Source organism: Rhodococcus sp. MALMAid1271, assembly GCF_049195265.1.
Taxonomy (GTDB): domain Bacteria; phylum Actinomycetota; class Actinomycetes; order Mycobacteriales; family Mycobacteriaceae; genus Rhodococcoides.
On the sequence record NZ_JBMIRQ010000057.1, the window covers coordinates 107,153 to 131,536 of the forward strand.

The 24,384-nt window shown below is 63.9% G+C and carries 21 protein-coding genes and 1 tRNA gene; 13 read left to right on the plus strand and 9 right to left on the minus strand.

The window, feature by feature from the left end; translation table 11 throughout:
- Positions 1-81 precede the first annotated feature (81 nt).
- From ACOQFP_RS06200 to cmrA, 3 genes are read left to right on the plus strand one after another with little or no spacing between them, the layout of a single operon-like run.
- On the plus strand, positions 82-609 hold the full coding sequence (locus ACOQFP_RS06200; RefSeq protein ID WP_206489431.1) for a PadR family transcriptional regulator: 528 nt from the start codon (positions 82-84) through the stop codon (positions 607-609).
- The gene (locus tag ACOQFP_RS06205; RefSeq protein ID WP_421583783.1) at positions 579-2,651 is read left to right on the plus strand and encodes an FAD-dependent oxidoreductase; all 2,073 of its coding nucleotides are present in this window, start codon (positions 579-581) and stop codon (positions 2,649-2,651) included. Before ACOQFP_RS06200 ends, ACOQFP_RS06205 begins: the two co-directional genes overlap by 31 nt.
- A gap of 23 nt (positions 2,652-2,674) precedes the next feature.
- Positions 2,675-3,478, plus strand: coding sequence for a mycolate reductase (cmrA, locus tag ACOQFP_RS06210; RefSeq protein ID WP_421583784.1), 804 nt, complete (start codon positions 2,675-2,677; stop codon positions 3,476-3,478).
- Positions 3,479-3,480: 2 nt separating this feature from the next.
- Here the strand turns inward: cmrA and ACOQFP_RS06215 are convergent, their stop codons facing one another.
- Positions 3,481-5,205, minus strand: a complete 1,725-nt coding sequence (locus ACOQFP_RS06215; RefSeq protein WP_421583785.1) for a helicase HerA-like domain-containing protein — start codon at positions 5,203-5,205, stop codon at positions 3,481-3,483.
- 94 nt (positions 5,206-5,299) lie between these two features.
- Between ACOQFP_RS06215 and orn the strand changes: the two genes are divergently transcribed.
- From orn to ACOQFP_RS06230, 3 genes are all read left to right on the plus strand, one after another.
- Positions 5,300-5,911, plus strand: a complete 612-nt coding sequence (orn, locus tag ACOQFP_RS06220; protein WP_341245134.1) for an oligoribonuclease — start codon at positions 5,300-5,302, stop codon at positions 5,909-5,911.
- A gap of 77 nt (positions 5,912-5,988) precedes the next feature.
- A tRNA-His gene (locus ACOQFP_RS06225) sits at positions 5,989-6,064 on the plus strand.
- Positions 6,065-6,376: 312 nt separating this feature from the next.
- On the plus strand, positions 6,377-7,129 hold the full coding sequence (locus ACOQFP_RS06230) for a M23 family metallopeptidase (protein WP_421583786.1): 753 nt from the start codon (positions 6,377-6,379) through the stop codon (positions 7,127-7,129).
- Positions 7,130-7,148: 19 nt separating this feature from the next.
- On the opposite strand, the gene ACOQFP_RS06235 is transcribed toward ACOQFP_RS06230, so the two are convergent.
- Entirely contained in the window at positions 7,149-8,342 is a 1,194-nt protein-coding gene (locus ACOQFP_RS06235) for a L,D-transpeptidase (protein WP_421583787.1), read from the minus strand.
- A gap of 261 nt (positions 8,343-8,603) precedes the next feature.
- Here ACOQFP_RS06235 and ACOQFP_RS06240 point away from each other — a divergent pair, with 261 nt between their 5' ends.
- Positions 8,604-12,746 (plus strand): molybdopterin-dependent oxidoreductase, encoded by a 4,143-nt coding sequence (locus ACOQFP_RS06240; protein ID WP_421583788.1) that lies wholly within the window; start codon positions 8,604-8,606, stop codon positions 12,744-12,746.
- Here ACOQFP_RS06240 and ACOQFP_RS06245 read toward each other — a convergent pair.
- A complete protein-coding gene (locus tag ACOQFP_RS06245; RefSeq protein WP_421583789.1) occupies positions 12,740-13,663 on the minus strand; it encodes an alpha/beta hydrolase in 924 nt (307 codons plus the stop codon). The genes ACOQFP_RS06240 and ACOQFP_RS06245 overlap by 7 nt on opposite strands.
- A gap of 161 nt (positions 13,664-13,824) precedes the next feature.
- Here ACOQFP_RS06245 and ACOQFP_RS06250 point away from each other — a divergent pair, with 161 nt between their 5' ends.
- Positions 13,825-14,409 (plus strand): giguanylate cyclase, encoded by a 585-nt coding sequence (locus ACOQFP_RS06250; RefSeq protein ID WP_341245306.1) that lies wholly within the window; start codon positions 13,825-13,827, stop codon positions 14,407-14,409.
- 81 nt (positions 14,410-14,490) lie between these two features.
- Here ACOQFP_RS06250 and ACOQFP_RS06255 read toward each other — a convergent pair whose 3' ends face one another.
- Positions 14,491-16,008 (minus strand): mannitol dehydrogenase family protein, encoded by a 1,518-nt coding sequence (locus ACOQFP_RS06255; RefSeq protein WP_421583790.1) that lies wholly within the window; start codon positions 16,006-16,008, stop codon positions 14,491-14,493.
- Positions 16,009-16,408: 400 nt separating this feature from the next.
- Between ACOQFP_RS06255 and ACOQFP_RS06260 the strand changes: the two genes are divergently transcribed.
- On the plus strand, positions 16,409-16,795 hold the full coding sequence (locus ACOQFP_RS06260; RefSeq protein ID WP_421583791.1) for an STAS domain-containing protein: 387 nt from the start codon (positions 16,409-16,411) through the stop codon (positions 16,793-16,795).
- Positions 16,796-16,815: 20 nt separating this feature from the next.
- Positions 16,816-17,304: an SRPBCC domain-containing protein gene (locus ACOQFP_RS06265; protein ID WP_421583792.1), complete on the plus strand. Its 489-nt coding sequence runs from the start codon at positions 16,816-16,818 to the stop codon at positions 17,302-17,304.
- A 1-nt stretch (position 17,305) separates the two neighbouring features.
- On the opposite strand, the gene ACOQFP_RS06270 is transcribed toward ACOQFP_RS06265, so the two are convergent.
- Entirely contained in the window at positions 17,306-17,587 is a 282-nt protein-coding gene (locus ACOQFP_RS06270; RefSeq protein WP_206489444.1) for a Rho termination factor N-terminal domain-containing protein, read from the minus strand.
- Between the two features lie 122 nt (positions 17,588-17,709).
- On the opposite strand from ACOQFP_RS06270, the gene ACOQFP_RS06275 reads away from it, so the two are divergent.
- Together ACOQFP_RS06275 and ACOQFP_RS06280 are read left to right on the plus strand one after the other, a co-directional pair.
- Positions 17,710-18,828 carry a hypothetical protein gene (locus ACOQFP_RS06275; RefSeq protein WP_421583793.1) on the plus strand — a complete coding sequence of 373 codons (1,119 nt, stop codon included), beginning with the start codon at positions 17,710-17,712 and terminating at the stop codon, positions 18,826-18,828.
- Positions 18,829-18,891: 63 nt separating this feature from the next.
- On the plus strand, positions 18,892-19,599 hold the full coding sequence (locus tag ACOQFP_RS06280) for an enoyl-CoA hydratase-related protein (RefSeq protein WP_341245164.1): 708 nt from the start codon (positions 18,892-18,894) through the stop codon (positions 19,597-19,599).
- Positions 19,600-19,621: 22 nt separating this feature from the next.
- Here ACOQFP_RS06280 and ACOQFP_RS06285 read toward each other — a convergent pair whose 3' ends face one another.
- From ACOQFP_RS06285 to ACOQFP_RS06295, 3 genes are all read right to left on the minus strand, one after another.
- Positions 19,622-20,650 carry an LLM class flavin-dependent oxidoreductase gene (locus ACOQFP_RS06285; RefSeq protein WP_206490074.1) on the minus strand — a complete coding sequence of 343 codons (1,029 nt, stop codon included), beginning with the start codon at positions 20,648-20,650 and terminating at the stop codon, positions 19,622-19,624.
- A 55-nt stretch (positions 20,651-20,705) separates the two neighbouring features.
- Positions 20,706-21,950, minus strand: coding sequence for a lipase family protein (locus tag ACOQFP_RS06290; RefSeq protein WP_421583794.1), 1,245 nt, complete (start codon positions 21,948-21,950; stop codon positions 20,706-20,708).
- A gap of 85 nt (positions 21,951-22,035) precedes the next feature.
- Entirely contained in the window at positions 22,036-23,046 is a 1,011-nt protein-coding gene (locus ACOQFP_RS06295; protein ID WP_421583795.1) for a helix-turn-helix transcriptional regulator, read from the minus strand.
- Positions 23,047-23,148: 102 nt separating this feature from the next.
- On the opposite strand from ACOQFP_RS06295, the gene ACOQFP_RS06300 reads away from it, so the two are divergent.
- On the plus strand, positions 23,149-23,616 hold the full coding sequence (locus ACOQFP_RS06300; protein ID WP_206490071.1) for a VOC family protein: 468 nt from the start codon (positions 23,149-23,151) through the stop codon (positions 23,614-23,616).
- Positions 23,617-23,746: 130 nt separating this feature from the next.
- Here the strand turns inward: ACOQFP_RS06300 and ACOQFP_RS06305 are convergent, their stop codons facing one another.
- Positions 23,747-23,899, minus strand: a complete 153-nt coding sequence (locus tag ACOQFP_RS06305) for a hypothetical protein (protein WP_421583796.1) — start codon at positions 23,897-23,899, stop codon at positions 23,747-23,749.
- Positions 23,900-24,384 lie beyond the last annotated feature (485 nt).

The following is a 24,384-nucleotide window of genomic DNA, read 5'->3' on the forward strand; positions in this document are numbered from 1 at the left end:
TTGCCAACACTAGCCCGAGAAGGTCGGCCGCCGAAGTGCACCTAGTTGCATAGTCACTGCGTTGCATACATAATCTCGGTCGTGGCTTTGGAACACGCGATTCTCGTCTCCCTCACCGAGCTCAGCGGCTCGGGGTACGAGCTCGCCCGACGGTTCGACAAGTCGATCGGCTTCTTCTGGAGCGCAACCCACCAGCAGATCTATCGAACGTTGACGCGGATGGACTCAGCCGGGTGGATCACCGGCGAGGCAGTCGCGCAGGCAGGCCGGCCGGACAAGAAGGTCTACTCCGTCAGTGCCGCAGGGCGGGCCGAGCTCGATCGCTGGATCGCCGCTCCTACCGATCCCTCGCAGCTCCGGGAGGAACTCGCCGTCAAGATCCGCGGTGCAGCCAATGGCGACATAGAGGCACTCAAAGTCGAGGTCGCCCGCCATCGCGATGTCCATGCCACCCGCCTCGATGTCTATCGACTGATCGAGAAGCAGGATTTTCCGGCCCCCGCTGCCCTCACCGGCACCGCGTTGCATCAATACCTGGTGCTGCGCGGCGGAATTCGCGTCGAAGAAGGATTCACCGAATGGTGCACCGAGGTATTGGAGAAGCTGTGAAAACCGAGCAGACTGCTGGCCCGTATCCGATTCTGTTGTCGCCGTTGGACGTCGGTGCGACCACGCTGAAGAACCGGGTGATCATGGGCTCGATACATACCGGCCTCGAAGATCGTGCCCGCGACACCGGCCGCCTGGCGGCCTACTTCGCCGAGCGGGCCCGCGGCGGCGTCGCCCTCATCATCACCGGGGGCTATGCCCCCAATCGCACCGGCTGGCTGCTGCCGTTCGGAGCCAAGCTGACCAACCGCCTCGAGGCCCGTCGGCACCGCAGGATCACCGCGGCAGTACACCGTGAGGGCGGCAAGATCGCGCTGCAGATCCTGCACGCCGGGCGTTACTCGTATCAGCCGCTGAGCGTGTCGGCTTCGTCGATCAAGGCTCCCATCAACCCTTTTCGACCGCGGCGGTTGACGTCGAGGGGCGTTCGCTGGCAGATCCGCAACTTCGTCCGTTGCGCCCGCCTCGCGCAGAGCGCCGGTTACGACGGCGTCGAGATCATGGGCGGCGAGGGCTACTTCATCAACCAGTTCCTCTCCGAGCGCACCAACAAGCGGCGCGACGAGTGGGGCGGTTCGGCAAAGAACCGACGACGGATGGCCGTCGAGATCGTGCGACAGACGAGGGCAGCCGTCGGGCCGGACTTCCTCATCGTGTTCCGGCTGTCGATGGCCGATCTGGTGGAGGAAGGTCAGAGCTGGGACGACATCGTCGCGCTGGCCGAGGAGGTCGAAGCAGCGGGTGCGAACATCATCAACACCGATATCGGCTGGCACGAGTCACGGGTGCCGACCATCGTCACCTCGGTTCCGCGGGCTGCATTCGCAGATATCACCGGCAAGCTCGAGAAGCATGTGAGCATCCCAGTGGCCGCATCCAATCGCATCAACATGCCCGAGATCGCCGAGAACATCCTTGCCCGAGGTGACGCTCAGCTGATTGCGATGGCCAGGCCGATGCTGGCCGATCCGTTCTGGGTGGACAAGGCCGCCACCGACTCGGCCGACCTGATCAATACCTGCATCGCGTGCAATCAGGCCTGCCTCGACCACGCCTTCGTACACAAGAAGGTCTCCTGTCTGGTCAACCCGCGAGCCGGACGTGAGATCGACCTACAGCTACTGCCGACGAAGAAGACCAAGAAGGTCGCCGTCGTGGGAGCCGGACCCGCAGGACTGTCGGCAGCGGTGAACCTCGCGCAGCGCGGACACACTGTCAGCCTGTTCGAGGCCAGAAACGAGATCGGCGGACAGTTCGGAATCGCGAGACTCATCCCCGGCAAGGAGGAGTTCGCCGAAACCATCCGGTACTTCTCCCGTGCACTGCGTAGCGCAGACGTCGCCGTTCACCTGGACACCCGCGTCACCGCCGCCGAACTTCTCGCAGGCGACTTCGACGAGGTGGTACTCGCGACCGGCGTCACCCCCCGGATTCCCCGGATCCCCGGCATCGAGCACCCGTCGGTGCTGTCGTACGCGGAACTGGTGCGCGATGGCAAGCCCGTCGGCGATCGGGTCGCGGTCATCGGTGCGGGCGGAATCGGTATCGACATCTCGGAATTCCTCACCACCGACGCCTCCCCCACGTTGGATTTGAAGGAATGGAAGAAGGAGTGGGGCGTCACCGAGCACGAGGCCGCGCCGGGCGCGTTGACGACCCCGGTTCCCGCGCCGTCTCCGCGTGAGGTGTATCTGCTGCAACGCAAACCGGGGCGGATCGGTGCCGGGCTGGCGAAAACGACCGGCTGGGTCCATCGCGCTGCACTGAAAGCCAAAGGCGTGCATCAACTCTCGGGCGTAAACTACGAGAAGATCGACGACGCGGGGCTGCACATCTCCTTCGGCGACAAGCACGAACGTCCGCGCGTTCTCGAGGTGGACACCATCGTGATCTGCGCGGGCCAGGAGTCGGTTCGCGATCTGGTCGAAGAACTGAAGGCTGCGGGCACCACCACGCACATCATCGGCGGTGCGGACGTCGCCGCGGAGCTGGACGCCAAGAGGGCCATCGAGCAAGGGACCCGGCTCGCGGCCACGATCTGATCTGTCCGCTAGCCTGTCTCACCGTGAGCCTGCCCAATCCCAGCCAAGATGCCCGCGCCGTCGTCACCGGAGCCTCCTCCGGTATCGGCGAAGCCCTGGCCACCGAACTCGCCGCCCGTGGTCACTCGCTGATCGTGGTGGCGCGACGCGGCGAGCTGCTCGAGGCGTTGGCTGCCAAGCTCACGGCCGAGCACGGCGTTGCCGTCGAGGTGCGTCAGTCGGATCTGTCGAACCGCGAACAGCGCCAGGAACTGGTCACCGAACTGTCCGAGCGTGAGATCTCGATCCTGTGCAACAACGCAGGCATCGCGACATTCGGCCCGTTGGCCGGGCTCGATCCGGAGTACGAGCGAGATCAGGTCGAGCTCAATGCCGTTGCGGTACACGATCTCACGCTGGCTGTCATGCCCGGCATGATCGGCCGTGGAGCGGGCGGCATCCTCATCACCGGTTCGGCGGCAGGCAACATGGCCATCCCCAACAACGCCACCTATGCCGCGACCAAGGCCTTCGTCAACACCTTCTCCGAATCGCTCCGCGGAGAGCTCGCGGGTACCGGTGTCAACGTCACCCTCCTCGCCCCCGGCCCGGTCCGCACCGAGACACCGGACCCGGCCGATGCCTCGATCGTGGACAAGATGGTTCCCGACTTTCTGTGGATCGACAGCGCTTACACCGCGAAGCTGTCGCTGGACGGCCTGGCGAAGAACAAGATGCGCGTCGTACCCGGACTGCTCAGCAAGGGCATGTCGGCGGCCGGGCAGTACAGCCCACGCAGCATTTCCGCACCGATCATCGGCAGCTTCTACAAGAAGCTGGGTAACTGACCTCAGCGTCGTCGGCGGCGTCCGGTTCCGAAGATGCTGCGCGAGATCTCCCGCCCGGCGGCCGAGGCGGCCGACCGCAGGAAGCTCTTGACGGCCGGGTTGTCCATGATGCGTTCGGCGGCCGAAGGACCTGCCGGCTCGCTCGGGGGTAGGTCTGGCAGATCGGCAGGCAACGGCGGAATGTCGAACTTCTCGTCCGGAGCGGGCACGTTCGCCACCCGAGCGTTCATCCGCTCGTAGGCCGACTCACGATCGATGGTTTCTCGATACTTCGCAGACAGGGCGCTCGACGACGCGGCCGCCGCGATGGCGTCGTTTCCGATGGTGTCCATCAACGAACGAGGCGGGCGAATCTTCGTCCACGCCAACGGTGTCGGGGCACCCTTCTCCGAGAGCACCGTCACGATCGCCTCACCGGTACCCAACGACGTCAGCGCTTTCTCGAGGTCGTAGGCATCGGTCTTGGGGTAGGTGCGCACCGTCTTGTTCAGCGCCTTCTGATCGTCCGGCGTGAACGCGCGCAGAGCATGCTGAATTCGGGCACCCAATTGCGAGAGCACGTCGTTGGGCACGTCGGTGGGCAACTGCGTGCAGAAGAAGACGCCGACGCCCTTGGAGCGGATAAGCTTGACGGTCTGCTCCACCTGTTGCAGAAATGCCTTCGAGGCGTCGGCGAAGAGCAGGTGCGCCTCGTCGAAGATGAAGACCAGTTTGGGCTTGTCGATGTCGCCTACCTCGGGCAGCGTCTGGAACAGATCGGCGAGCACCCACATCAGGAACGTGGAGAACATGACCGGACGCGATGCCTGCGCTCCGAGCTCGAACAGCGTGATGATGCCTCGCCCGTCCGGTCCGACGCGCAACAGATCCTCGGTCGCCAGCTCGGGTTCGCCGAAGAAGGTGTCGCCGCCGTCTGCTTCGAGGTTGACCAGCGCGCGCAGAATCACCCCTGCGGTCGCTGAGGACACACCGCCGATGCCTTTCAGATCAGACTTGCCCTCGTCACTGGTCAGATGCATGATCACCGATCTCAGGTCCTTGAGATCGAGCAGGGCAAGCCCCTGGGAGTCGGCCCAATGGAAGATCAGACCGAGAGTGGACTCCTGAGTGTTGTTCAGCCCCAGCACTTTACTGAGCAGAATCGGCCCGAAGGCAGTGATCGTGGCACGCACCGGCACACCGATTCCCTCCGTGCCGAGGGAGAGGAACTCCACCGGATGGCCCGCGGGTTCCCAGTCCGAAGCGCCGGTGTCCACAGCTCGGCTGCGCATCTTCTCGTTGTCCTCGCCCGGCGCCGACAAACCCGACAGGTCGCCTTTGACATCGGCCATCACGACGGGCACACCGGCGGCGCAGAGCTGTTCGGCAATCCCCTGCAGCGTCTTCGTCTTTCCGGTGCCGGTGGCTCCGGCAACCAGTCCGTGCCGGTTCAACGTGGCCAACGGAATTCGAATGCGGGCAGCAGGGTCGGTGTCGCCGTCCAGCATCACCGTTCCCAGTTCCAGCGCAGCGCCCACCGAGGCGTATCCGGCTGCGATCTCGGCGGCCTTGCCGTTCGCGGTCGGGGACAGCCCCTGTTCCGCGGCGAGCGCTTCGGCCTCGGCCGCTTCGGCCGCGGCCAAGGCCTCGGCGGCCACCCGCGCAGCTTCGACGGCGGCCGCCTTGGCCGCCTTCGCCTTCTCGGCCGGGCTGAGCGTTGGTGCCGGCTGGGTCGGGTCGACTGTCATGTCCGCGTCCTCCAAGAACGTGTGCTGTAACTGAACTGGTTCGATCGCCACCGCAAACCCTAGCGGCTGCAGGGCGCGCACTACTGTGGAGCGAGTGCAGGACAAACTCGTGTGGATCGACTGTGAAATGACCGGCTTGGACCTGAGCAAGGACAAGCTGATCGAAATTGCTGCTCTGGTGACCGACAGCGAGCTCAACATTCTCGGGGAGGGTGTCGACATCGTCATCCATGCCGAGGACGATGCGTTGGCGAACATGCCGGCCGTCGTGACGGCCATGCACGCCAAATCGGGGCTGACCGACGAGGTGCGGGCGTCGACGGTATCTCTGGAGGATGCAGAGCAGCAGGTGCTGGCCTATATCAAGGAGCACGTCCCGGTGGCCGGGACGGTGCCGCTGGCCGGCAATTCGATCGCCACCGACCGCGGATTCATCTCACGTGACATGACCGCGCTCGATACCTACCTCCATTACCGCATGATCGACGTCAGCTCGATCAAAGAACTTTCCCGACGGTGGTACCCGCGGATCTACTACGGGCAGCCTCCCAAGGGCTTGGCGCACCGCGCTCTCGCGGACATCAAGGAGTCCATCAAGGAGCTGCAGTACTACCGTCGAACGGCATTCGTGGCACAGCCGGGCCCGTCGACCAGCGATATCGCGGCTGTCGTTCAGGATCTCGACACGCAAGCAGGGGCGGATTAGCAACCCGGGATTCAACCCGCTAGTATTGTCGACGCTGCTGATGGAGAGCCACACACGGTTCTGCTGATGTGGACATGGTGGGTGTAGTTCAGCTGGTAGAGCACCAGGTTGTGATCCTGGGTGTCGCGGGTTCGAGTCCCGTCACTCACCCCATACGAAAAGGCCGGTCTCCTCGTGAGACCGGCCTTTTTCGTGCGTTCATTCCCCGGCCTCGAGCGTTCCCGGTGCCGAGGCGACCCCCCCTGACCTCGAATTACGTTGTTGTAATTCAACTTTCAGGTTTCTTATGGGGTTGATGTGACGTACGGTAACTAATGGCACTTTTGGGGAAGAAAAGTACCAATGTGATTCATGTGTTTTCTGCTACGTGAGTTCAGCGTGCCCCGAAGCGTCACAGAACATGTTCTTACGCCCACATCGCACCAGTCCATCGGTGCGCGTTGGGCGCAGACGAGGAGGCTATTCGTGGGTCGCAGATTGCACAGAGTCATAGCGGGTTCGATGTTGTCGGCAGCACTGTGCATCGACGCAACCGGCATGGTCAACCCCGCGGTGGCCACCGCACAACCCACGATCGAACTGCCCCAGATCCCGATCCCCCAGCCCGATGCTCAACAGCGGGCCGCGATCCTGTCCGCCGTGCTCGACGCAACCGGCGTCCTGATCACGCAGGTCGCTGCCATCGTTCTCGACGGCGATACGCTCTCGACACCGGACGCACCGAGCACAACGGACCTGCCCACGATCGAACTTCCGATCGCGCCGCCGACCATCGGACTCGGCGGCGCAGTGCTCCCCATCGAGGCCGGCAAATACCGAATCTCCTCGGGCTACGGCGGACGCAACAACCCGACCGGCAACGGTGCGCAGTACCACCAGGGAATCGATCTCGCCGCCGACAGCGGAACCCCCATCCACGCGGTGACCGGCGGAACCGTCGTCCAGGCCGGAGATGCAGGCGACGGCTACGGCAAACTCGTCCGGATCAAGAGCGGCAACACCGAGACCTACTACGGCCATCAGTCCAGCATCGCGGTCTCCGTCGGCGACGAAGTGGCACCGGGAGACGTCCTCGGCGCTGTCGGCAGCACCGGCAATTCGACCGGACCGCACCTGCATTTCGAGGTACGTAACAACGGATCGAGCATCGAGCCGACGGCATATCTGAAGACCCTCGGCATCGATCCTTCGCTGTATCAGACCCGCGACCGACGCTGATCGACGAACACGGGATCGATCAGACGGTGGTGGCGTTTCCTGCTTTCCACTTGTCCCACGGGATGTTCCAGTCACCGAGTCCGTCGGTACCCGAGAGCGTTCCTCCGACCGTGTTCTTCACCACGACGATGTCCCCGCGCTTGGTGTTGTCGTAGACCCACTTGGCGTTGGTAGGACTGAGATTCAGGCAACCGTGCGAGGTGTTCGAGTAGCCCTGCTGCCCTACCGACCACGGTGCCGAATGGAAGAAGATGCCGCTGTACGACATTCGCGTGGCCCAGTCGACCGGAGTGCGATATCCGCTCGACGAGTCCACCGGCACACCGTACGTCGACGAATCCATCACCAGGTGATCGAATCGGTCACCGATGATGTACACGCCGTTGTCGGTGGGAGTGCTGTCCTTGCCCATCGACGTCGGCATGGTGATGACGTCCTGACCGTTGACGTTGAACGTCACCTGTTTGGTGTAGTCGTCCGCGGTGGCGATAACAGCGTCGCCGATCGTGAACGAGGTGCTCGCATCCTCCTGGCCGAAGATGCCGTCACCGAGATCGCGCCCGTAGACGTTCACCGCTACCTCGACCTCGGTGCCGGGAGCCCAGTAATTCTGCGGCCGCCAGCGAACCTCGGTGTTGTTGACCCAGTAGAACGCGCCTTCGACCGCGGGCGTCGTGGTGACCGTGATTGCGTTCTGCGCAGCAACCCGGTCGGCGATCGGTTCGTCGAACTGGACCGCCACCGGCTGCCCGATGCCCACGATGGAACCGGGATTCGGCAGAACATACGGCTTGGTGAAGTTTCCGGGCTGACTGGTGGTGAAACTCGTGACGGTGCTCGACGCTCCCCCGAGTCCGTACGCGTCGGCCTGCACGCGGTACTGACGGTCGTACCCGAGCGGTTCGGTGTTGGTCCAGGACAACCCGTCGGGTGAAACAGCGCCCGATACCGGCTCGCCCTCGGGGTTGAGCATGGTGACCGAGGACAGTTTGCCGTCGGCGACCGAGACTGTGACCGGGTCCGCAGGCGAGAATCCGACGGCTCCGTCGACGACGCTCGAGGTCAGCTTCGGCTTCATCAGTTCGGTCATCGGATTCGAATCGATCGGCACCGACGGCTCGGAGATGTCCGATGCAGACGTGCATCCAGACAGGACCGCAGCCGAAGCAACAACGCCCACCGCGGCGAGTACGAATCCGCGACACACCTTCATCAACACACCACTTCCCACTTCGAGCCCGACCCGGACGATTGTGCCAGCGCAGAATCGCTGCATTCCACTCGACAGCCCGTTCGACGAATAACGTTCGAGTACCAATCGCCGGGCGAAATGTTCGTGTTACCTCAGTGTCCGTGACCGCAGTTCTCCCGGAGAGCACATCACCGGACCTCGCAGAGTGCGGTGAGGACAACGTCATTTCCGGCTAACTGGCATGTAATGGCCGCGCACACTGGACCGGGCACTGTGGAACACATGGTCACCACGGTGAAGACACTCTGCGCGTACTGCGGTGTGGGATGCGGCATGGTGCTCGAGATCGGCGGCCGGTCCACGTCCTCCGACGCCACCCCGACCAGGCCCGTAGTCACCAAATCCGTCGGAGACAAGGCTCACCCGGCCAACTTCGGCCGACTGTGCACCAAGGGGACCACCACTGCGGACATGCTCGCCGGTCCCGGCCGGCTCGAGAAAGCCCAGATTCGGCAGCGCCGCGGCGAGCGCCCGGAGAGCACGGACACCTCGGTGGCGATCAACGACACCGCCCGTCGGCTGCGCACCATCATCGACGAGCACGGCCCCGATGCGCTCGCGCTGTACGTGTCCGGACAGATGTCCATCGAGGCGCAGTACCTGTCGAACAAATTGGCCAAAGGGTTCATCGGCACCAACCAGATCGAATCCAATTCTCGGCTCTGCATGGCCAGCGCAGGAACCGGATACAAACAATCCTTGGGCGCTGACGGCCCGCCCGGGTCGTACCAGGACTTCGACCACGCCGATGTCTTCTTCGTGATCGGCTCCAACATGGCCGACTGTCACCCCATTCTGTTCCTGCGCATGATGGATCGCGTCAAGGCAGGCGCACAGCTGATCGTCGTCGACCCCCGCCGCACCGCCACGGCGAGCAAGGCCCACTTGCACCTGCAAGTCGAGCCGGGATCGGACCTGGCTCTGCTCAACGGTCTGCTCGCACTCATTGTCGACAACGGCGAGATCGACCCCGATTTCATCGCGGAATTCACCGACGGATGGGACGCGATGCCGGACTTCCTCGGCGACTACACCCCGGAGAAGGTTTGTGCCGCAACCGGTATCGCCGAGCAAGATCTACGATCCGCGGCTGCGATGATCGGCGGTGCCGAGAACTGGATGAGCTGCTGGACCATGGGGCTCAATCAGTCGACACACGGAACCTGGAACACCAACGCGCTGTGCAACCTCCATCTGGCGACCGGTGCCATCTGCAAGACCGGCAGCGGACCGTTCTCCCTCACCGGACAACCGAACGCCATGGGCGGGCGCGAAATGGGGTACATGGGCCCCGGATTGCCAGGACAGCGTGCGGTCGGAAACGACGACGACCGCGCATTCGTCGAGGATCGATGGGGCATCCCACGCGGGACGCTGCGCACCGACATCGGCGGCGGGACCATCGAGATGTTCTCCAAGCTGGCCGCGGGCGAGATCAAGGCGTGTTGGATCATCTGCACCAATCCGGTTGCCTCGGTGGCCAACAGAACAACAGTGATCGACGGTCTCGAGGCCGCCGAGTTGGTCATCACTCAGGATGCGTTCGCCGATACCGAAACCAACGGCTACGCCGATGTGATGCTGCCCGCCGCGTTGTGGACGGAAGCCGAGGGCGTGATGGTCAATTCCGAGCGCAACCTCACGCTGTTCCAACCGGCGCTCGAGGCACCGGGCGGTGCGCTGCCGGACTGGAAGATCATCGCGGACATGGCGTGCGCGCTGGGGTACGCCGACGCCTTCTCCTACGAGAGCGCCGAGGAGGTGTTCGAGGAAATCAAACAATTCTGGAACCCGAACACCGGCTACGACATTCGCGGAGTCACCTACAAACGGTTGCGCGAGAGTCCCATTCAGTGGCCGTGCCCGCCCGAGGTCACGACAACCAGACACCCGATCCGCTACCTGAACGACGGGATCAGCCAACGGCTACGGACATCGGCGGACGGTTCGATTCCAGCGCTGTCGTTCCCCACGCCCAGTGGACGGGCACACTTCTTCGCCAGGCCCGCGATAGCACCTGCCGAGATGCCGGACGACGACTACCCGTTCCTGCTCAACACCGGGCGCCTGCCACACCAGTGGCACACCATGACCAAGACCGGCAAGGTCGCCGCACTGAACAAACTCGATTCCGGCCCGTTCGTCGAAATGCACCCACTCGACGCCGACCGCCTCGGCGTGGTCGAGGGCGACAGTGTCGAGGTAGCGTCCCGTCGAGGCCGGGCGGTACTGCCTGCCGTCGTCACCGATCGAGTGCTCCCGGGTAGCTGCTTCGCGCCCTTCCACTGGAACGACGAATTCGGTGAGGATCTCGCCATCAATGCCGTCACCAACGACGCCGTCGATCCGGATTCTCGACAACCGGAGTTCAAAGCGTGCGCAGTCACGCTCAACAGAGTTGCTGCGGTCCGATCGTCCTCACCCGAGGACGAGCAACGCTCCCACGATCCGGTCGATGCGCTCGCCGCGATCGTCGGTCGCCCGTCCCGTCCCGCAGCACCGCTCAGCACCATCGAACAGCGTTACATCGCAGGACTTCTCGAAGGCCTGGGCAGTGAGGCGGGTCGTCGCGCCTGCGGAACACCTACTCTGCCGTCGCAGACCCCCTTGTCCCCCGAGACCCACGCATGGCTCGACGGCGTTCTCGCGGGCCTGTTCTCGCGAGCAGAGGATTCCCCCGTCCACCCCCGAGCGGACGCGTCTGCGCGACCGGCGTTCTTGCTGTGGGCCTCGCAGACCGGAACCGCAGAGGGTTACGTCCAGTCGTGCCTGTCGAGGCTGCGGGGAGCGGGCCTGACGATCACCGAGCACTCGATGGACTCGTTCACCGTCGACGGCCTGCCCGCCGAGGCCGATGTGCTGATCGTCAGCAGCACCACCGGTGACGGTGAAGCGCCCGACAACGGGGCGAGATTCTGGGACAGTCTGATCGCGGAGGTCGAGCCGGCTCTGACCGGAATTCGTTATGCCGTACTGGCGTTCGGCGACTCGAACTATGCCGACTTCTGCGGCCACGGCCGAAGGATCGACGAACGACTGACCGCATTGGGTGCCCAGCGTCTGCTCGACCGCGTCGACTGCGAACCCGATTACGAGGGCCCGGCAGCGACCTGGCTCGACGCAGTACTCGACACATTGATCGACGACGAGGACACGACGGCAGACGCCGCCGGCGATGCGTCCGCCGAGCGGGCCCGAGTTGTGTCGAGCGCGCACCCCGTGGACCAGTGGACACAGGACACTGCACCGCGCTACAGCAAGAACTCGCCGCTGCTGACGCACCTCGTACGCAATCGAGTACTGACCGAGCGCGGATCGCTCAAGGATGTCCGTCAACTCGGCTTCCATCTGCCCGACGCCACTCTCGACTACGAGGCCGGCGACGCCCTCGGAGTCTGGCCACGCAACAGCGACAGCTTCGTCGACGAGTGGCTCGTTGCGACCGGTCTCGACGGCACCACGAGCGTCGACCTGGCCGGGCACGGCTCGATGGAACTGCACACGGCGCTGAGCCGACATCTGGAAATTGCCCGTGCGACACCCGACCTTCTGCGGTTCGTGCACCGGCGAACCGAGGACGACGACCTCGAGTCGATGCTGCATCCCGACAACAAGCACGCGCTGTTCGATTGGATGTGGGGTCGTCAGTCGATCGATGTTCTGCTCGCACATCCGGTACGGGCCTCCGTCGAGGAGTGGTTGGGCGTACTCAAACCGCTGCAGCCGCGTCTGTATTCGATCTCGTCGAGCCCGAAGGAGAACCCCAACGAAGTGCAGGTGACGGTGTCCGCGGTGCGGTACAACGTGCACGGAGTTGCCCGGCGGGGCGTCTGCTCGACCTATCTGGCCGACCACGCGAGCAACGACGTGGGAATCTTTCTGCAGAGGTCCTCGCACTTCAAGCCGCCGGAGGACCCCGCCACCCCGATGATCATGGTCGGCCCTGGGACTGGCGTCGCCCCGTTCCGCGCCTTCCTGCACGAGCGTCGAGCACTCGGACACACCGGCCCCAATTGGCTGTTCTTCGGTGAGCAGCATGCGGACACCGATTTCTACTACCGTGACGAACTGACCGCGATGCTGAGCGACGGTTCGTTGAATCGCCTGGACGTGGCCTTCTCACGCGACCAAGCACAGAAGGTGTACGTCCAGGATCGGATGCGCGAACGCGGCGAGGATCTGTGGAGCTGGATTCGCCGCGGCGCTCACTTCTACGTCTGCGGTGATGCCTCCCGCATGGCCAAGGATGTCGATACTGCGCTGAAGGGCGTGGTTGCTCAGCACGGCAAGCTCGCACCGGCCAGCGCCGAGTCCTACGTCAAGGCGCTGGCTGCAGAGAAACGCTACGTACGCGACGTCTACTGAGACTTCAGCGGAACGGTGCGGGTCAGAAACTCGATCTGATCTGCCACTACCCGCTCGAATGCCTCCCCGAGATAGATCTCGAAGTGGCCTGCGGCGTAGGTCTTGACCTCCCCGAGCGGTGCCGTCTTCGCGTAACGCAGGGTGGCCTTCGCGGGCGCGACCGAGTCCGTCTCGCAGACGACGAAAAATATGGGGCAGCGAACATCCTGTGCTCGACGCCCGGGCCGGTGTCGCACGATCTGCAGCGCAACTCTCGCCGCCACCCGATTGTGGAATGACTCGTCGGTGTCCGGCGCGAGAGCCAGGTAACCGTCGTAACTATCGGGCGAGGTCATCAGGGCAGTCGTTCCGGGTCGCCCAGCCGTGGCCACCATCACCGGTGGCCTGCCGATCGCCGATCCCGCCAGATCGCCCAAGGCTCGGCCGGACAGCTTCATCGACGTCCAGGTGTTCGAGGCCAGTCCCGAGGCTATTCCGTCGGTGAACGGGCACTGGGCCACCACTGCTTCCACCTGCTGGTCTCGGGCGGCAGCCACGATGACGTGCCCGCCACCGAACGAGGAACCCCACAGCACGATTCGAGAGTGGTCCACATCGGTTCGCGAACGGGCATGAGCGATCGCCGACGCCCAGTCCTGCAGTTGCGATTCGATGTCGAGCAACTGCCGCGGTTCGCCGCCGCTGGCTCCGAAGTAGCGGTAATCGAAGACCAGGCAGGCATAACCTGCGGCTCGGAAGCGCTCTGCGTAGGCGTCGAGCCGCATTTCCCGTGTGCCGCCGAGACCATGAGCCATGACGATGATCGGTGCAGGGTCGGTGCCGCTCGGAAGATAGAGCCACGCCGCGCAGACATCCCCGTGTGAGTCGAATGTGACGTCGAGGCGATCAGGGCTCGCACCCCCCGGTTGCGATTTCATGGGCAGACCATAGCCCATTGCCGGTGGAGTAGGAGCGATCGATCATCGATACGTCAGCGTCTGACCAGCGATATACTCCCACTCCAAAGTAGTGCAATGTCGAACGACAGCGTGGACGCTGTGTTTCAATCGAGTCCAGAGTGGAAAGATTGGGGCCCGACATGACTCGCACTTTGACGAGATCGAACGAGCATTACCAGTGGGGTACGGGCGTGATGGCGTCCCTCGCTGTCACAACCCTCGTCAGACGCATCGTCTCCGTCGCCGCTCTGTCCATGGCAGTCGTGGTCACCCTGGAAATCGTGTTCGGCTACGGTGCCACCACGACGATCCCGTCAGTGGTGCAATGGACCTGCATGATCGCTGCATACATCATGGGTGCGTTCTGGTGGTTCGGTCCGTGGCCGACATTGCACCAGGCCTTTGCCTTCGTCGTCATCGCAGACGTGGCCATCTTCGGTGCCACCATTACCGCCAACTTCGAACCCGAAGTCACTCTCGGCAAATGCACCTTCCTCATCCCGATGGGGATGCTCGCCGGCTTCTTCTTCGACAAATGGCGGCTGGCCGTCCACATTCTGCTCTGTCTTCTCGGGACCTCCATCGTGGCGGTCTACATCGTCTTGGAGCGGGGTGTGGACACTTTCGTCGCGGTGGTCCTGTGGGCCCCGATCGTGGTGACGCTCACCGGATTCGTTCTGATGTTGCAGCTCACCACTCAGTCCATCCGTTCCGAATTCGAGTAACGGCGACGGTCCGGTGACGGCGTGAGCGCTACCTGATCGGATTCGAACTCGGCCCTGGCCGACCGGTTCACGGCGAATGGGTCAGTCGAGTGTGGTCCCCGATCCGTCTGCACCGGTACTGAGCGTCGAATTCGCCGCCTCGACAGCTGCCGCCATCGGGCCATGACGGACGATGGTATCGACCAATTCGGCGGTACGCGTGATGAATTCGGGAAAGCGAGCCAGCTCGACAGGCAGGATGTCACCGTGTTCGACTACCGAGCGAACGAAGTGCTCACCGGACGCGGCCGAGGCGGCCAGCCCGGCCAATCGTTGACGTGCCGGGTCGGTCATCGACCCTGCGTGCGGGCCCGGATCGAACCCCTCGGGCGGGCACACGCAACACAGGTACGCGGCCAGCGTCAAGGACAGACAGTGCGGAGCGACGCCTCTCTTCAGGTGATACAGGGCGGGTATCGGAATTCTCTGGGACAGCTTCGCGGATCCGTCGGAACCGACCTGTGCGGTCTTGTGTCCGAGCGCGGAGTTGGACCAGCGCACGAACAACTGGGCGATGTAGTCCTCGATGTCCACCCCGTCGGGAACTGGCACGGTCGGCAGATATTCGACGACCAGCACCGCCCGGGCCGCCACCTCCACGAACGGTCGACCGATCGATTCCGGAATCGTCGGCCGTCCATCGAGAGCGCCCAGATACGCGATGAGAGAGTGTGTTCCGTTCAGTAACCTCACCTTCATCGATTCGTACGGTTCGACGTCCGCAGCGAACACCGCACCGCCGGCTTCCCAGCGGGGGCGACCTGCACAGAAGCTGTCTTCCATCACCCACATGCTGAACGGTTCCGCCGGTACGGCGATGCCGTCCGCCGCGCCCAGTCGAGCGGTCGACTGGGCGTCGTACAGGTCGCTACTGGACGGAACGATGCGATCGACCATGGAGTTGGGGAACGTCACCGAATCAGCCGACCAATCGATCACGTCGTCCGCGCCCGTGTGCTCGAGGAACTGACGTACGAGCGCAGCCGTGCGACGCCCGTTGCCCAGCAGGTTGTCGCAGCTGGCCACCGTAATGGGCGCTCGATGGGTTCGCGCCCGAATCGTCAGAGCTCCGGCCAGTTGGCCCACGGTGGTGGTCGGTGCCTCGTTCTGGTGCAAATCCTTCTGCACCGCAGCGGATTCCAGGTTCAGATCGCCGGTCTTCGGCGAGAAGGTGTATCCGTGCTCGGTCACTGTGACCGTCACGATTCTGACGTTCGGGTCCGCGATGGCCGCCGTTACCGCGGCCGGATCCTGCGCCGCTACCAGCACTCCGGTATGCGCTCCCGGCACGCTCACCCGAGAGCCCGATGGTGAGATCTCCACGACGCCGTAGAGCAGATCCTGTGCAAGCAGGGCATCGGCCACAGCGCGAGATCGGTTCGCCACGCCCAGGATTCCCCACGAACCACCGTCCTGGGCCAGAGCCGCGGCGGTGTATACGGCCTGGTGCGCACGATGGAAGTTCCCCAGACCCAGGTGCACGATTCCGGTTCCTTCCGGACGGGCGGGAAGTAGTTCCGAACCGGCGAGGGCCGACCGGGACAGTCTCGGTTTGCTCATCTGGTCACCGATCCGTCATCGAGCCGTCGAGGTGCCGCGCGACCGGTGGATATGTGGGGTCCAACGCATGGTTCACCTCCGATAGTGGTTGCGGTGCCGAGCACAACACTGGCAGGTGTCAGGCAGTGTTGTCAGCGCCTTTGCACAAACGTCCCGCAGAGCTTTCCCTGTTTCGACGGCCTGCTTGCCTTGTTATCGACGGCCTGAGCCCCGCTCAGCCGCATCACAGCTGGCGTTACCCTTCCGTTACTCATTAGCGATCGCTCCGTGATCATGAGGCTTCGATTCGGTGATGTTGCACTGCCAGGATCGAAATACGACATGCAGCGGAACCTGTAGCCCTCGGGTTCCACCCAGCGCATGTCGGTTTTTCGGCCATCCGGACTGAGAGGTTCGCATTGTGACTGTCACCGAACACCCTTATTCGTCTTTCGCGCCCGCACGTGCTGACAACGCCCACTACTCGATCGAGACCGAGTCCTACTCCCCTCGTCTGACCGTCGTGCGCGCAACCGGAGATCTGGACTTGAGCGCCCGTGCCGATTTGGCGCGTGTCCTCGAGGAAGCCGAAAGCGCTGACACGGTTGTGTTGCTCGACTTGTCGGCGGTGACGTTCATGTACTCGGGCGCAGCCAGCGTTGTCATCGACGCCGCGGCTCGCGGTGCTGGGCGACTCGAGATCCTCGCGCCGACGCGACCGGCACGCATGGTCTTCGAAGCGTTGGGCGCGGCGCACATCCTGACAGATCCGAGGGATACCGCCGGTGTGCAATCCTCCCTGCGGTAGGAGTGCCGCATAATCAGTCGATGGCACCGACACCCACCGGAACCCTGCGGAAGTTGGACACCGGCTTCGCCCTCGAACTGACCAGAACCATCGACGGACCACGCGAGGACGTCTGGGCGAGCTTGACGCAATCGTCTCGAACGGCGCTGTGGTTCGGTCCGTGGGAGCGGATCTCGGACAGCGCCATTCGGGTCACGATGACCTTCGAGGAAGGCGAACCGGCCTCGACCATGTCCGTCGACGCGTGCGAACCGCCGCACCACCTCGCCGTACGGACCACCGACGAAGGCACGTGGCCGCTCGATGTCCGTCTGTCCGAGAGGGGCGATGTGACCGACCTTGTGCTCGTCCACCGCTGCGCGACCACCGAGGGTCTGGGCGAAATCGGACCAGGGTGGGAGTACTACCTGGACATGCTCATCGCATCGAGGACCAACGCGCCTCTGCCGAGCTTCGGCGACTACTACCCGGCACAGCAGGAGTACTACTCATCGCTTCACCCGCAGTGAGTCAGTGCTTGCGGAGCGCGGCGATGAGGTCCTCTTTGTTCAGCTTCGAGTAGCCCTCCAGGCCCAGTTCCTTTGCCCTGTCGGTCAATTCGTCGACGGTCCAATCCTCGTAGGATCCCGACTCACCACCCTTCTTGCCTACCTGTTCCCTTCCCTGGTTCGCCGCAGCATTGGAGATTCGCGCAGACTTCTCCTTCGAGTTGCCTTCCTCGCGAAGCTTCTCGTACAAGCCCTGGTCCTTCAACTGCGGCTGATCGCCGGTGTTGTCGCTCTGTGCAGGCATCGAGACTCCCTCTCGCTGGTGCTTCTCGGATCTGCAGAAGCGCTACCCGGTCTGCACAACGGTGAAACGTGTGCCCCGAGGCGACCGCGTGTACATCGCGCGTCAACGGGTACATGCTCGGGATGCAATCCGATCGACCCCACTCCCCGGACCAGGACACCACCGACGAACTCGAGACCGACGAGACCGACAGTGCGCCACTGTCGGTGGGCGTGGTCAGCGATGACGGCTTCGCGTCGACCATCGCGTCGTCCATCATCGAGAAGCTGCCCGATCACGCAATGATCGACGGGCAACGGCGGGAACTGCGGGTCTCGGGAGCGTCGGTCCCCCTCCCGCCCACCGCCACTGGTTCCGCGCCCTTGGGGCAGTGGCTGGCATCGGTTCAAGCCACGGACGAATACGACATCGTCCTGTGCGTGTCGGAAGTCCCGCGCCGCTTGGGCTCACGTCCGGTGATCGCCGAACTTCGGGACGGCACGACGGGTGCGCTGTACGTGCCCTCCTTCGGAACGCTGGCAGTACGGCACCGCGCGGTCGTCGCTGCACTGGCGATGTTGCACGAGCTGATCGAAGCAGACGACTCGTCTCGGCGACCGCGGAGGTACTTCAAGTCCCGATGGACTGCGAGCGATTCCGGGGAGGGCGACGAGGTCTTGCTGACGTCGAGCTTGTTCGGCCGAATCAGGTTGGTGTCGGGGATGATTCGATGCAATCGACCGTGGCGATTGGTGCCGACGTTGTCAGGTGCGCTCGCTGCCGCGAGCGCCGCGTCCGCCTTCGGTGTGTTCTACGCGAGCATCTGGCAGATGGCGGCGTCGATGAGTCTTGGCCGCTTGGCGATGGTCGCGATCACGGCGGTGCTCGCGATGACGGTGTGGGTGATCTATCCCAACGGTCTGTGGGAGAAGCGGACATTCCGTAGCTCGACGATCGATCGTTGGATGTACAACGCGGCCACGGTGGGCACCGTTCTGACCGGCGCGCTGTGCATGTACGCGTTGCTCTTCGCTGTCGTACTGTTCTCGGCAGCGGTGGTCATTTCACCGGCCTTTCTGGCCGAGCAGATCGGACGGACCGCATCGGTCGCCGACTACTTCGCCCTTGCCTGGCTCGCCGCGTCGCTCGGCACGGTGGCAGGTGCGGTCGGCTCCTCGGTTGCCGATCGCGAGGACATCCTCGGCGCTACCTATGGCCACCGCGAACTGATTCGCCGACAGTCCGCTGCCTCGTCGTCGTGATACACCCCGAAATACTTGGCACTGTTGTGAGTGAGAACAACACAACCTGGGTACGTTCGTGAGATGCCTTACCTCGAACGAGTTGCTGATGTATTCGTATTGAACCTCGGCGACAGGGGCGTCGGCGACAGCGAGAACCGCATCGGCCCCAATTGGGTTGCCGAGATCAATGCTCTGCTCGACGAAGTCGAGGCCAGCTCCGGCCCCGCCGCACTGGTCACGACCGCGACGGGCAAATACTTCTCCACCGGGGTGGATCTGTCGTGGGGTGCCGAAAATCTCGATCAGATCAACCGTTTCATCGGCACGGTTCAGCACATGTTGGTGCGCTTTCTGACCTTTCCGATGCAGACCGTCGCGGCCATGCAAGGACACACCTACGGCGGTGCCGCGTTCTTCGTGATGGCGCACGACCACCGAATCCAACGTTCCGATCGTGGATTTCTGTGCTTTCCGGGCGTCAACATCGGCGCGACGTACAGCCCGGGAACCGTCGACATGGTTCGGGCAAAGCTGGCACCACACGCTTTTCACGAGGCCTTGACCACCGGTCGCCGGTACGGCGGAGACGATGCGATGACGCTCGGACTCGTCGATGCCGTATCGACCGAAGACCGCCTACTCGACGACGCGATCGCCCGCGCCGGGGAACTGGCAGGAACGCGCGGCGACGTTCTGAGCGAGATCAAACAAACGATGTACGCCAACGAGATTCGTTCATTGCTGACCCCGGTTGCGGGCGTCGACGAGATGGAGTGGGCATCGAACTAGCCGCCGGTGTGCTGCGGCGGCGCTACCCCTTGGCGACCAGGGGTGCGACTTCGGTGCCGAGTAGTTCGATTCCGCGCAACAGGTCGCTGTGGGCAAGTCGCGGGTTGGTCATCTGCAGGGACAACCGATCGACACCGCCCAGCTGCTCACCCACTCGCAGGATCTTGTCGGCAACCGTCTGCGGATCGCCCATGAAGAATGCCCCGTTGGGTCCGGCTGTGGCGTCGAACTGCTGACGGCTCGGCCGGGCGAACCCGCGTTCGCGCGAGATCTTGGTGAACATCTCGTTCCAGCCCGGGTAGATGGTGTCCGCTGCGGCCTGGGTGGTGTCGGCAACGAAGCCGAACACGTGGAGACCCACCTTCAACTTCTCCGGCGGATGTCCCGCCTGAGCACCGGCGCGCCGGTACAGGTCTACGAGCGGAGCGAACTGGCGCGGTTCTCCGCCGATGATGGCGATCATCAGCGGAAGCCCGAGAAGCCCTGCGCGCGCGAAAGATTCGGGAGTTCCGCCCACCCCTACCCAGATCGGCAACGGATCCTGCAGCGGGCGCGGATAGATGCCCTGGCGAGTGAGCGCCGGGCGGTGCCGACCGGACCAGGTGACCTCGACGTTGTCGCGAATCTGCAACAACAAGTCCAACTTCTCGGCGAAGAGCGAATCGTAATCAGCCAGATCGAGGCCGAACAGAGGGAAAGACTCGGTGAACGAGCCGCGGCCGACGACCAAGTCGATTCGGCCCTTCGAGATCAAATCCAACGTGGCGAACTCCTGGAATACCCGCACCGGGTCGTCCGCACTGAGTACCTTCACTGCACTGCCGAGCCGGATGTTCTCGGTTCGCGCGGCCGCGGCCGCAAGGATGATCGACGGAGCCGAGTCGTAGTACTCACTGCGATGATGCTCACCGATGCCGAAGGAGTAGAGCCCGACCTGATCCGCAAGAGCGATCTCCTCCAACAGATGACCCATTCGCTCTTCGGGAGCGATGACTCGACCATCGGTCGGGTCGGTTACGGAGGAGACGAAGCTGTCTACGCCCAGATGCACGGTGGGACCTTTCGATCGAAGATGGACGTACTCGTCAGCATCAATGAAGATTCAATTATTCCGACCTCCGTTCGCACGCCGTCGAGCAGGCTGCGGCCCGGCGTGCGAGAAGTCGGTCGATCCACCCGATGAGTTCGGGGTAGGCAGCGACATTCGTGGCTGGATGATCGAATGCCGGAACGAGATCGGTTCCGAAATCGAACTCCCGGACGGTCATATCCGTGACACCCGCGGCGCGCCAGCGCTCGGCCAGGAGCCGGCTCTGCTCGATCTGTACCGAGCGATCGTGGACGCCGTGGACGATCATCACGGACGCGGCGGGCGCAGTGAATCCGACGGCGTTCGCCGCTGTGAGTGGACCCAGTACCGGACCGAGCATCAGCGCACTCAGGGAACGACCATCGACGGTGAGGTCCTCGGATCGCAGTGATCCATAGGTGAGGGCGTCGACCGTACAGAAATTCTGTGCCGCATCGAGAGCCGCCAGTCCCCGTTCGTTGAACAGAGCGCGAATCTCGCCGGCCCGTTCGGGGTGCGCGCCGATCAGGCCGACAATCGTGTACAGCATCGTGGCAGCGGTGTCCGTTCCGTCCTGGCCTTCGGCCCGCAGCACGGGATCGGTCGGTGCGGCACCGACGAAGGCACCGACCACCGACAGGTCCGGCGCGTACGCAGGTGCCAGCTCCGCGGCGGCCGCGGACGCGACACCGCCGGCCGAGTATCCGTAGAGCACGACCGGCACGTCGGCTTCGCCTACCGCGGCGCGCGCAGAGTCAAGCAGGGCGCGAGCGCTGGCGATCCGCCCCAAGAACTCGTACTCACCGGGGGTTCCGAGTCCCTGGTAGTCGGTGGTGACCACCTGGTATCCCTGGGCCAGCAATGGCAGCAGGGCAGGCATCGTGGTTGTCAGTCCGAGCTCGGACGAGCCCGAGCACCGGTCGGCGATTCCGTAACTGCCCGGAGCGAAGGCAATGACGGGCCTGGCACCGGGACCCGTCCACGCACCTGTCGGCGTGACGAGAAGCCCGGACACCGCCACCGCACGATCGCGGGGATCGGCCGATCTGTACAGAATGCGCTCGGTACGCGATCCCAGAATGTCGAGCTGCGGCACGGGTTCTCGGCGGACGATGGACCCGGGCGCGTACGACTCGAGGTCGACGACGGGGGCATCGTAGAAGTCGGCGACGGCAGGTGCCGCCGAGGCGGGTGCGCCCGATAGGACGCAGGATCCGGCGAGGACCAACAGGGCAACGGTGATGCTGGGCAGTCTCATCTCGCGAGCCAGTATGCGTTCCACGGTGTCGATCCGCATTCCGTACCCCCACCGACCGTGTCCGGAACCTCGTCGGCGATGACGGATGAGATCGTTCTATCCGTGCCCGCTATCGGTGTGCGGTCGCCGAATTGCGGGCGGCCAACTGCGCGAACGCATCGGTGAGTTGCGGCGGGTAGAGGACGTCGATGTCGGTGTCGAAGAGATTGAGTGATGCCGCCAACGCCACCCAGGACCACGATCCGAGTTCGAGGGTGCACCTACCGGTTCCGAGGTCCTCGACGATGCCGTCTCCGGCGAAAGGGCGCACGTGGCCGGCCGGCCGGTGCAGGACGACTTTCCCGATGCAGGGCCATCGGTCTACGAGCTCAGAGCCTTTGAATCTGGCCGCAACGTACTGCTCGGGATCACCGCCCGGTATCTCCCGGCGGACGAAGCGGGGGCCGGACGGCATACGAGGAGTCATTCGGTCGGCGCGGAAGATCCGCCACTGGTCGTGGTCGAGGTCCCAGCCGACCAGATACCAGCTGCCGTGAGACATGACCAGATGGTGCGGTTCTACTCGGCGCGGTGACGGTGGCTCGGGTGTTGTGTCCGAGCTGCGGTAATCGGAGCCGTGGGTGTCGAAGCTCTGGGTGACATAGTCGAATCGCAGCACATGCGCGGTGCGAACTGCGGTCGACACTGCGATGAGAACCTCCGGCGACACCGGGGGCGAACCACCGCCCGGCCGGCTGGCGACCGTGGTGAATTCCATCGTGTCGAGGCGGTGACGGAGCCTCTGCGGCAGCACCTGTCGCACGGTGGTCAGAGCTCTCGTGGCGGCCTCTTCGATTCCCACCCCGGTGACGGCCGCCGCGTGCAAGGAGATGGCGAGAGCGATCGCCTGCTCGTCGTCGAAGAGCAGAGGCGGAAGTTCGCTGCCTGCCTCGAGCCGGTAGCCACCGTCCGGACCCATACTCGCGTTGATGTTGTAGCCCATGGCGCGAAGACGATCGACGTCGCGGCGCACAGTGCGCGCACTGATCCCGAGCCGCTCGGCAAGCAGAGAACCCGGCCAGTCGCGGCGGGCCTGGAGCAGCGAAAGCAGGTCGAGCAAACGCGACGTCGTTCCCGTCATCGGGCAATTCTAGGGTCGAGTGTAGGACCAGAACTGACCTATACCGCTGTCAGTGTGGGCGCTGACCGGAAACACCGGTACCGCTATCACCGGGAGCAGCAGATGACCATCAAGACCACCGCCCACCTCAACTTTCGTGGCGACGCCCGCGCGGCGCTGGAGTTCTACCGATCCGTCTTCGGGGGCCAGGTAACCATCGCAACCTACGGAGACGTCGGTATGCCGAGCGAGGCACCCGGTGCCGACAACCTCGTGTTCGGCCAGGTCGAGTCCGCCGACGGATTTCGGGTCATGGCCTATGACATTCCCGGACTGTCAGGTGGCTCGGCCGCGGCCGCCGGTTCGACCCGCCGAGAGAACGGCACCACCATCACCGACAGCCCGTTCTTCGTGTCTGTGCGCGGAGAGAGCCTCGAGGAAGTCGAGGGGTACTGGTCGGCGCTCTCGGTGGGAGCTTCGATTCTCGAGCCGCTCACGGCATCGGCCTGGAGCCCGGGGTTCGGCATGCTCACCGACAGCTTCGGCGTGACCTGGATCCTCGATGTAGCTGCCGACCGACCCGCCGATTAGCAGGTATTGCTACCGCGATGCGATCGGCACTCCCCCACGGCAACGCGGGCCTTGCACGGCCCGCGTCGCCGAAAGGCACCCGGCCATCGATAGGCGGCCCCTGTGCATCCGTTGCTAGTTCGGACATCGTTCAGGTGGCGGCAAAATATACGCCCGCCAACGCCATCGAAGCCACGACCGCCCACACTGCGGCCAACTCGTAGTTGACGGCGACGACTATCCCGATGACCGCGCTTCCCCACGTGTTGGAGTCCGTCGATCGCTTGCTCTGAAAGTTCGACATCAGATGTTCTTTCTCAGCTCTTGCCACAACTCGACGACGCCGACGCCGGTGGCTGCCTGGCACCGGACGCGTCGTATCGAGTGGCGTTGAAATGAAGACCCAGAGTTCCCATACGAGAATCCGGGACGGGCGTGGAGGACCTCCCCGACGAGGCAAGGCCTCGGATTCAGGGTCGCGACCGAAAACCACTTCGGTGAACCCACATTCGACTCCTAGATCTACTTGGGGGTGCATCACCTGGCCTCGAACCCCACGGCTCAACACCGTAAAGATAACGTAAAGTCTGGTACTACTCCGCGTACGGGTATCGCCCCACTCGAATTTCATGCCCGAATACCCGGCAGGGATCGAGAACGACACTCGGGCATGCCAATCCCCGACATTGGCTCACACCGCGCGAAAGAGCAATGCGTCGAGTGTGGTGTCCTGGGTGAGATCCTCGGAGCGCACTTTCATGGGTTGCGCCGGGTCGAGTTCGCCTTGCC

What these genes read in the sequence shown, in the direction of transcription:
- ACOQFP_RS06295 (WP_421583795.1), bottom strand. Translation starts at nt 23,046, where the DNA reads ATGACGGGAACGACGTCGCGTTTGCTCGACCTGCTTTCGCTGCTCCAG.
- ACOQFP_RS06205 (WP_421583783.1), top strand. Translation starts at nt 579, where the DNA reads ATGGTGCACCGAGGTATTGGAGAAGCTGTGAAAACCGAGCAGACTGCT.
- ACOQFP_RS06215 (WP_421583785.1), bottom strand. Translation starts at nt 5,205, where the DNA reads ATGACAGTCGACCCGACCCAGCCGGCACCAACGCTCAGCCCGGCCGAG.
- ACOQFP_RS06255 (WP_421583790.1), bottom strand. Translation starts at nt 16,008, where the DNA reads ATGAGCAAACCGAGACTGTCCCGGTCGGCCCTCGCCGGTTCGGAACTA.
- ACOQFP_RS06250 (WP_341245306.1), top strand. Translation starts at nt 13,825, where the DNA reads ATGACTCGCACTTTGACGAGATCGAACGAGCATTACCAGTGGGGTACG.
- ACOQFP_RS06280 (WP_341245164.1), top strand. Translation starts at nt 18,892, where the DNA reads ATGCCTTACCTCGAACGAGTTGCTGATGTATTCGTATTGAACCTCGGC.
- ACOQFP_RS06300 (WP_206490071.1), top strand. Translation starts at nt 23,149, where the DNA reads ATGACCATCAAGACCACCGCCCACCTCAACTTTCGTGGCGACGCCCGC.
- ACOQFP_RS06275 (WP_421583793.1), top strand. Translation starts at nt 17,710, where the DNA reads ATGCAATCCGATCGACCCCACTCCCCGGACCAGGACACCACCGACGAA.
- ACOQFP_RS06265 (WP_421583792.1), top strand. Translation starts at nt 16,816, where the DNA reads ATGGCACCGACACCCACCGGAACCCTGCGGAAGTTGGACACCGGCTTC.
- ACOQFP_RS06270 (WP_206489444.1), bottom strand. Translation starts at nt 17,587, where the DNA reads ATGCCTGCACAGAGCGACAACACCGGCGATCAGCCGCAGTTGAAGGAC.
- ACOQFP_RS06240 (WP_421583788.1), top strand. Translation starts at nt 8,604, where the DNA reads ATGGTCACCACGGTGAAGACACTCTGCGCGTACTGCGGTGTGGGATGC.
- ACOQFP_RS06245 (WP_421583789.1), bottom strand. Translation starts at nt 13,663, where the DNA reads ATGAAATCGCAACCGGGGGGTGCGAGCCCTGATCGCCTCGACGTCACA.
- ACOQFP_RS06305 (WP_421583796.1), bottom strand. Translation starts at nt 23,899, where the DNA reads ATGTCGAACTTTCAGAGCAAGCGATCGACGGACTCCAACACGTGGGGA.
- ACOQFP_RS06235 (WP_421583787.1), bottom strand. Translation starts at nt 8,342, where the DNA reads ATGAAGGTGTGTCGCGGATTCGTACTCGCCGCGGTGGGCGTTGTTGCT.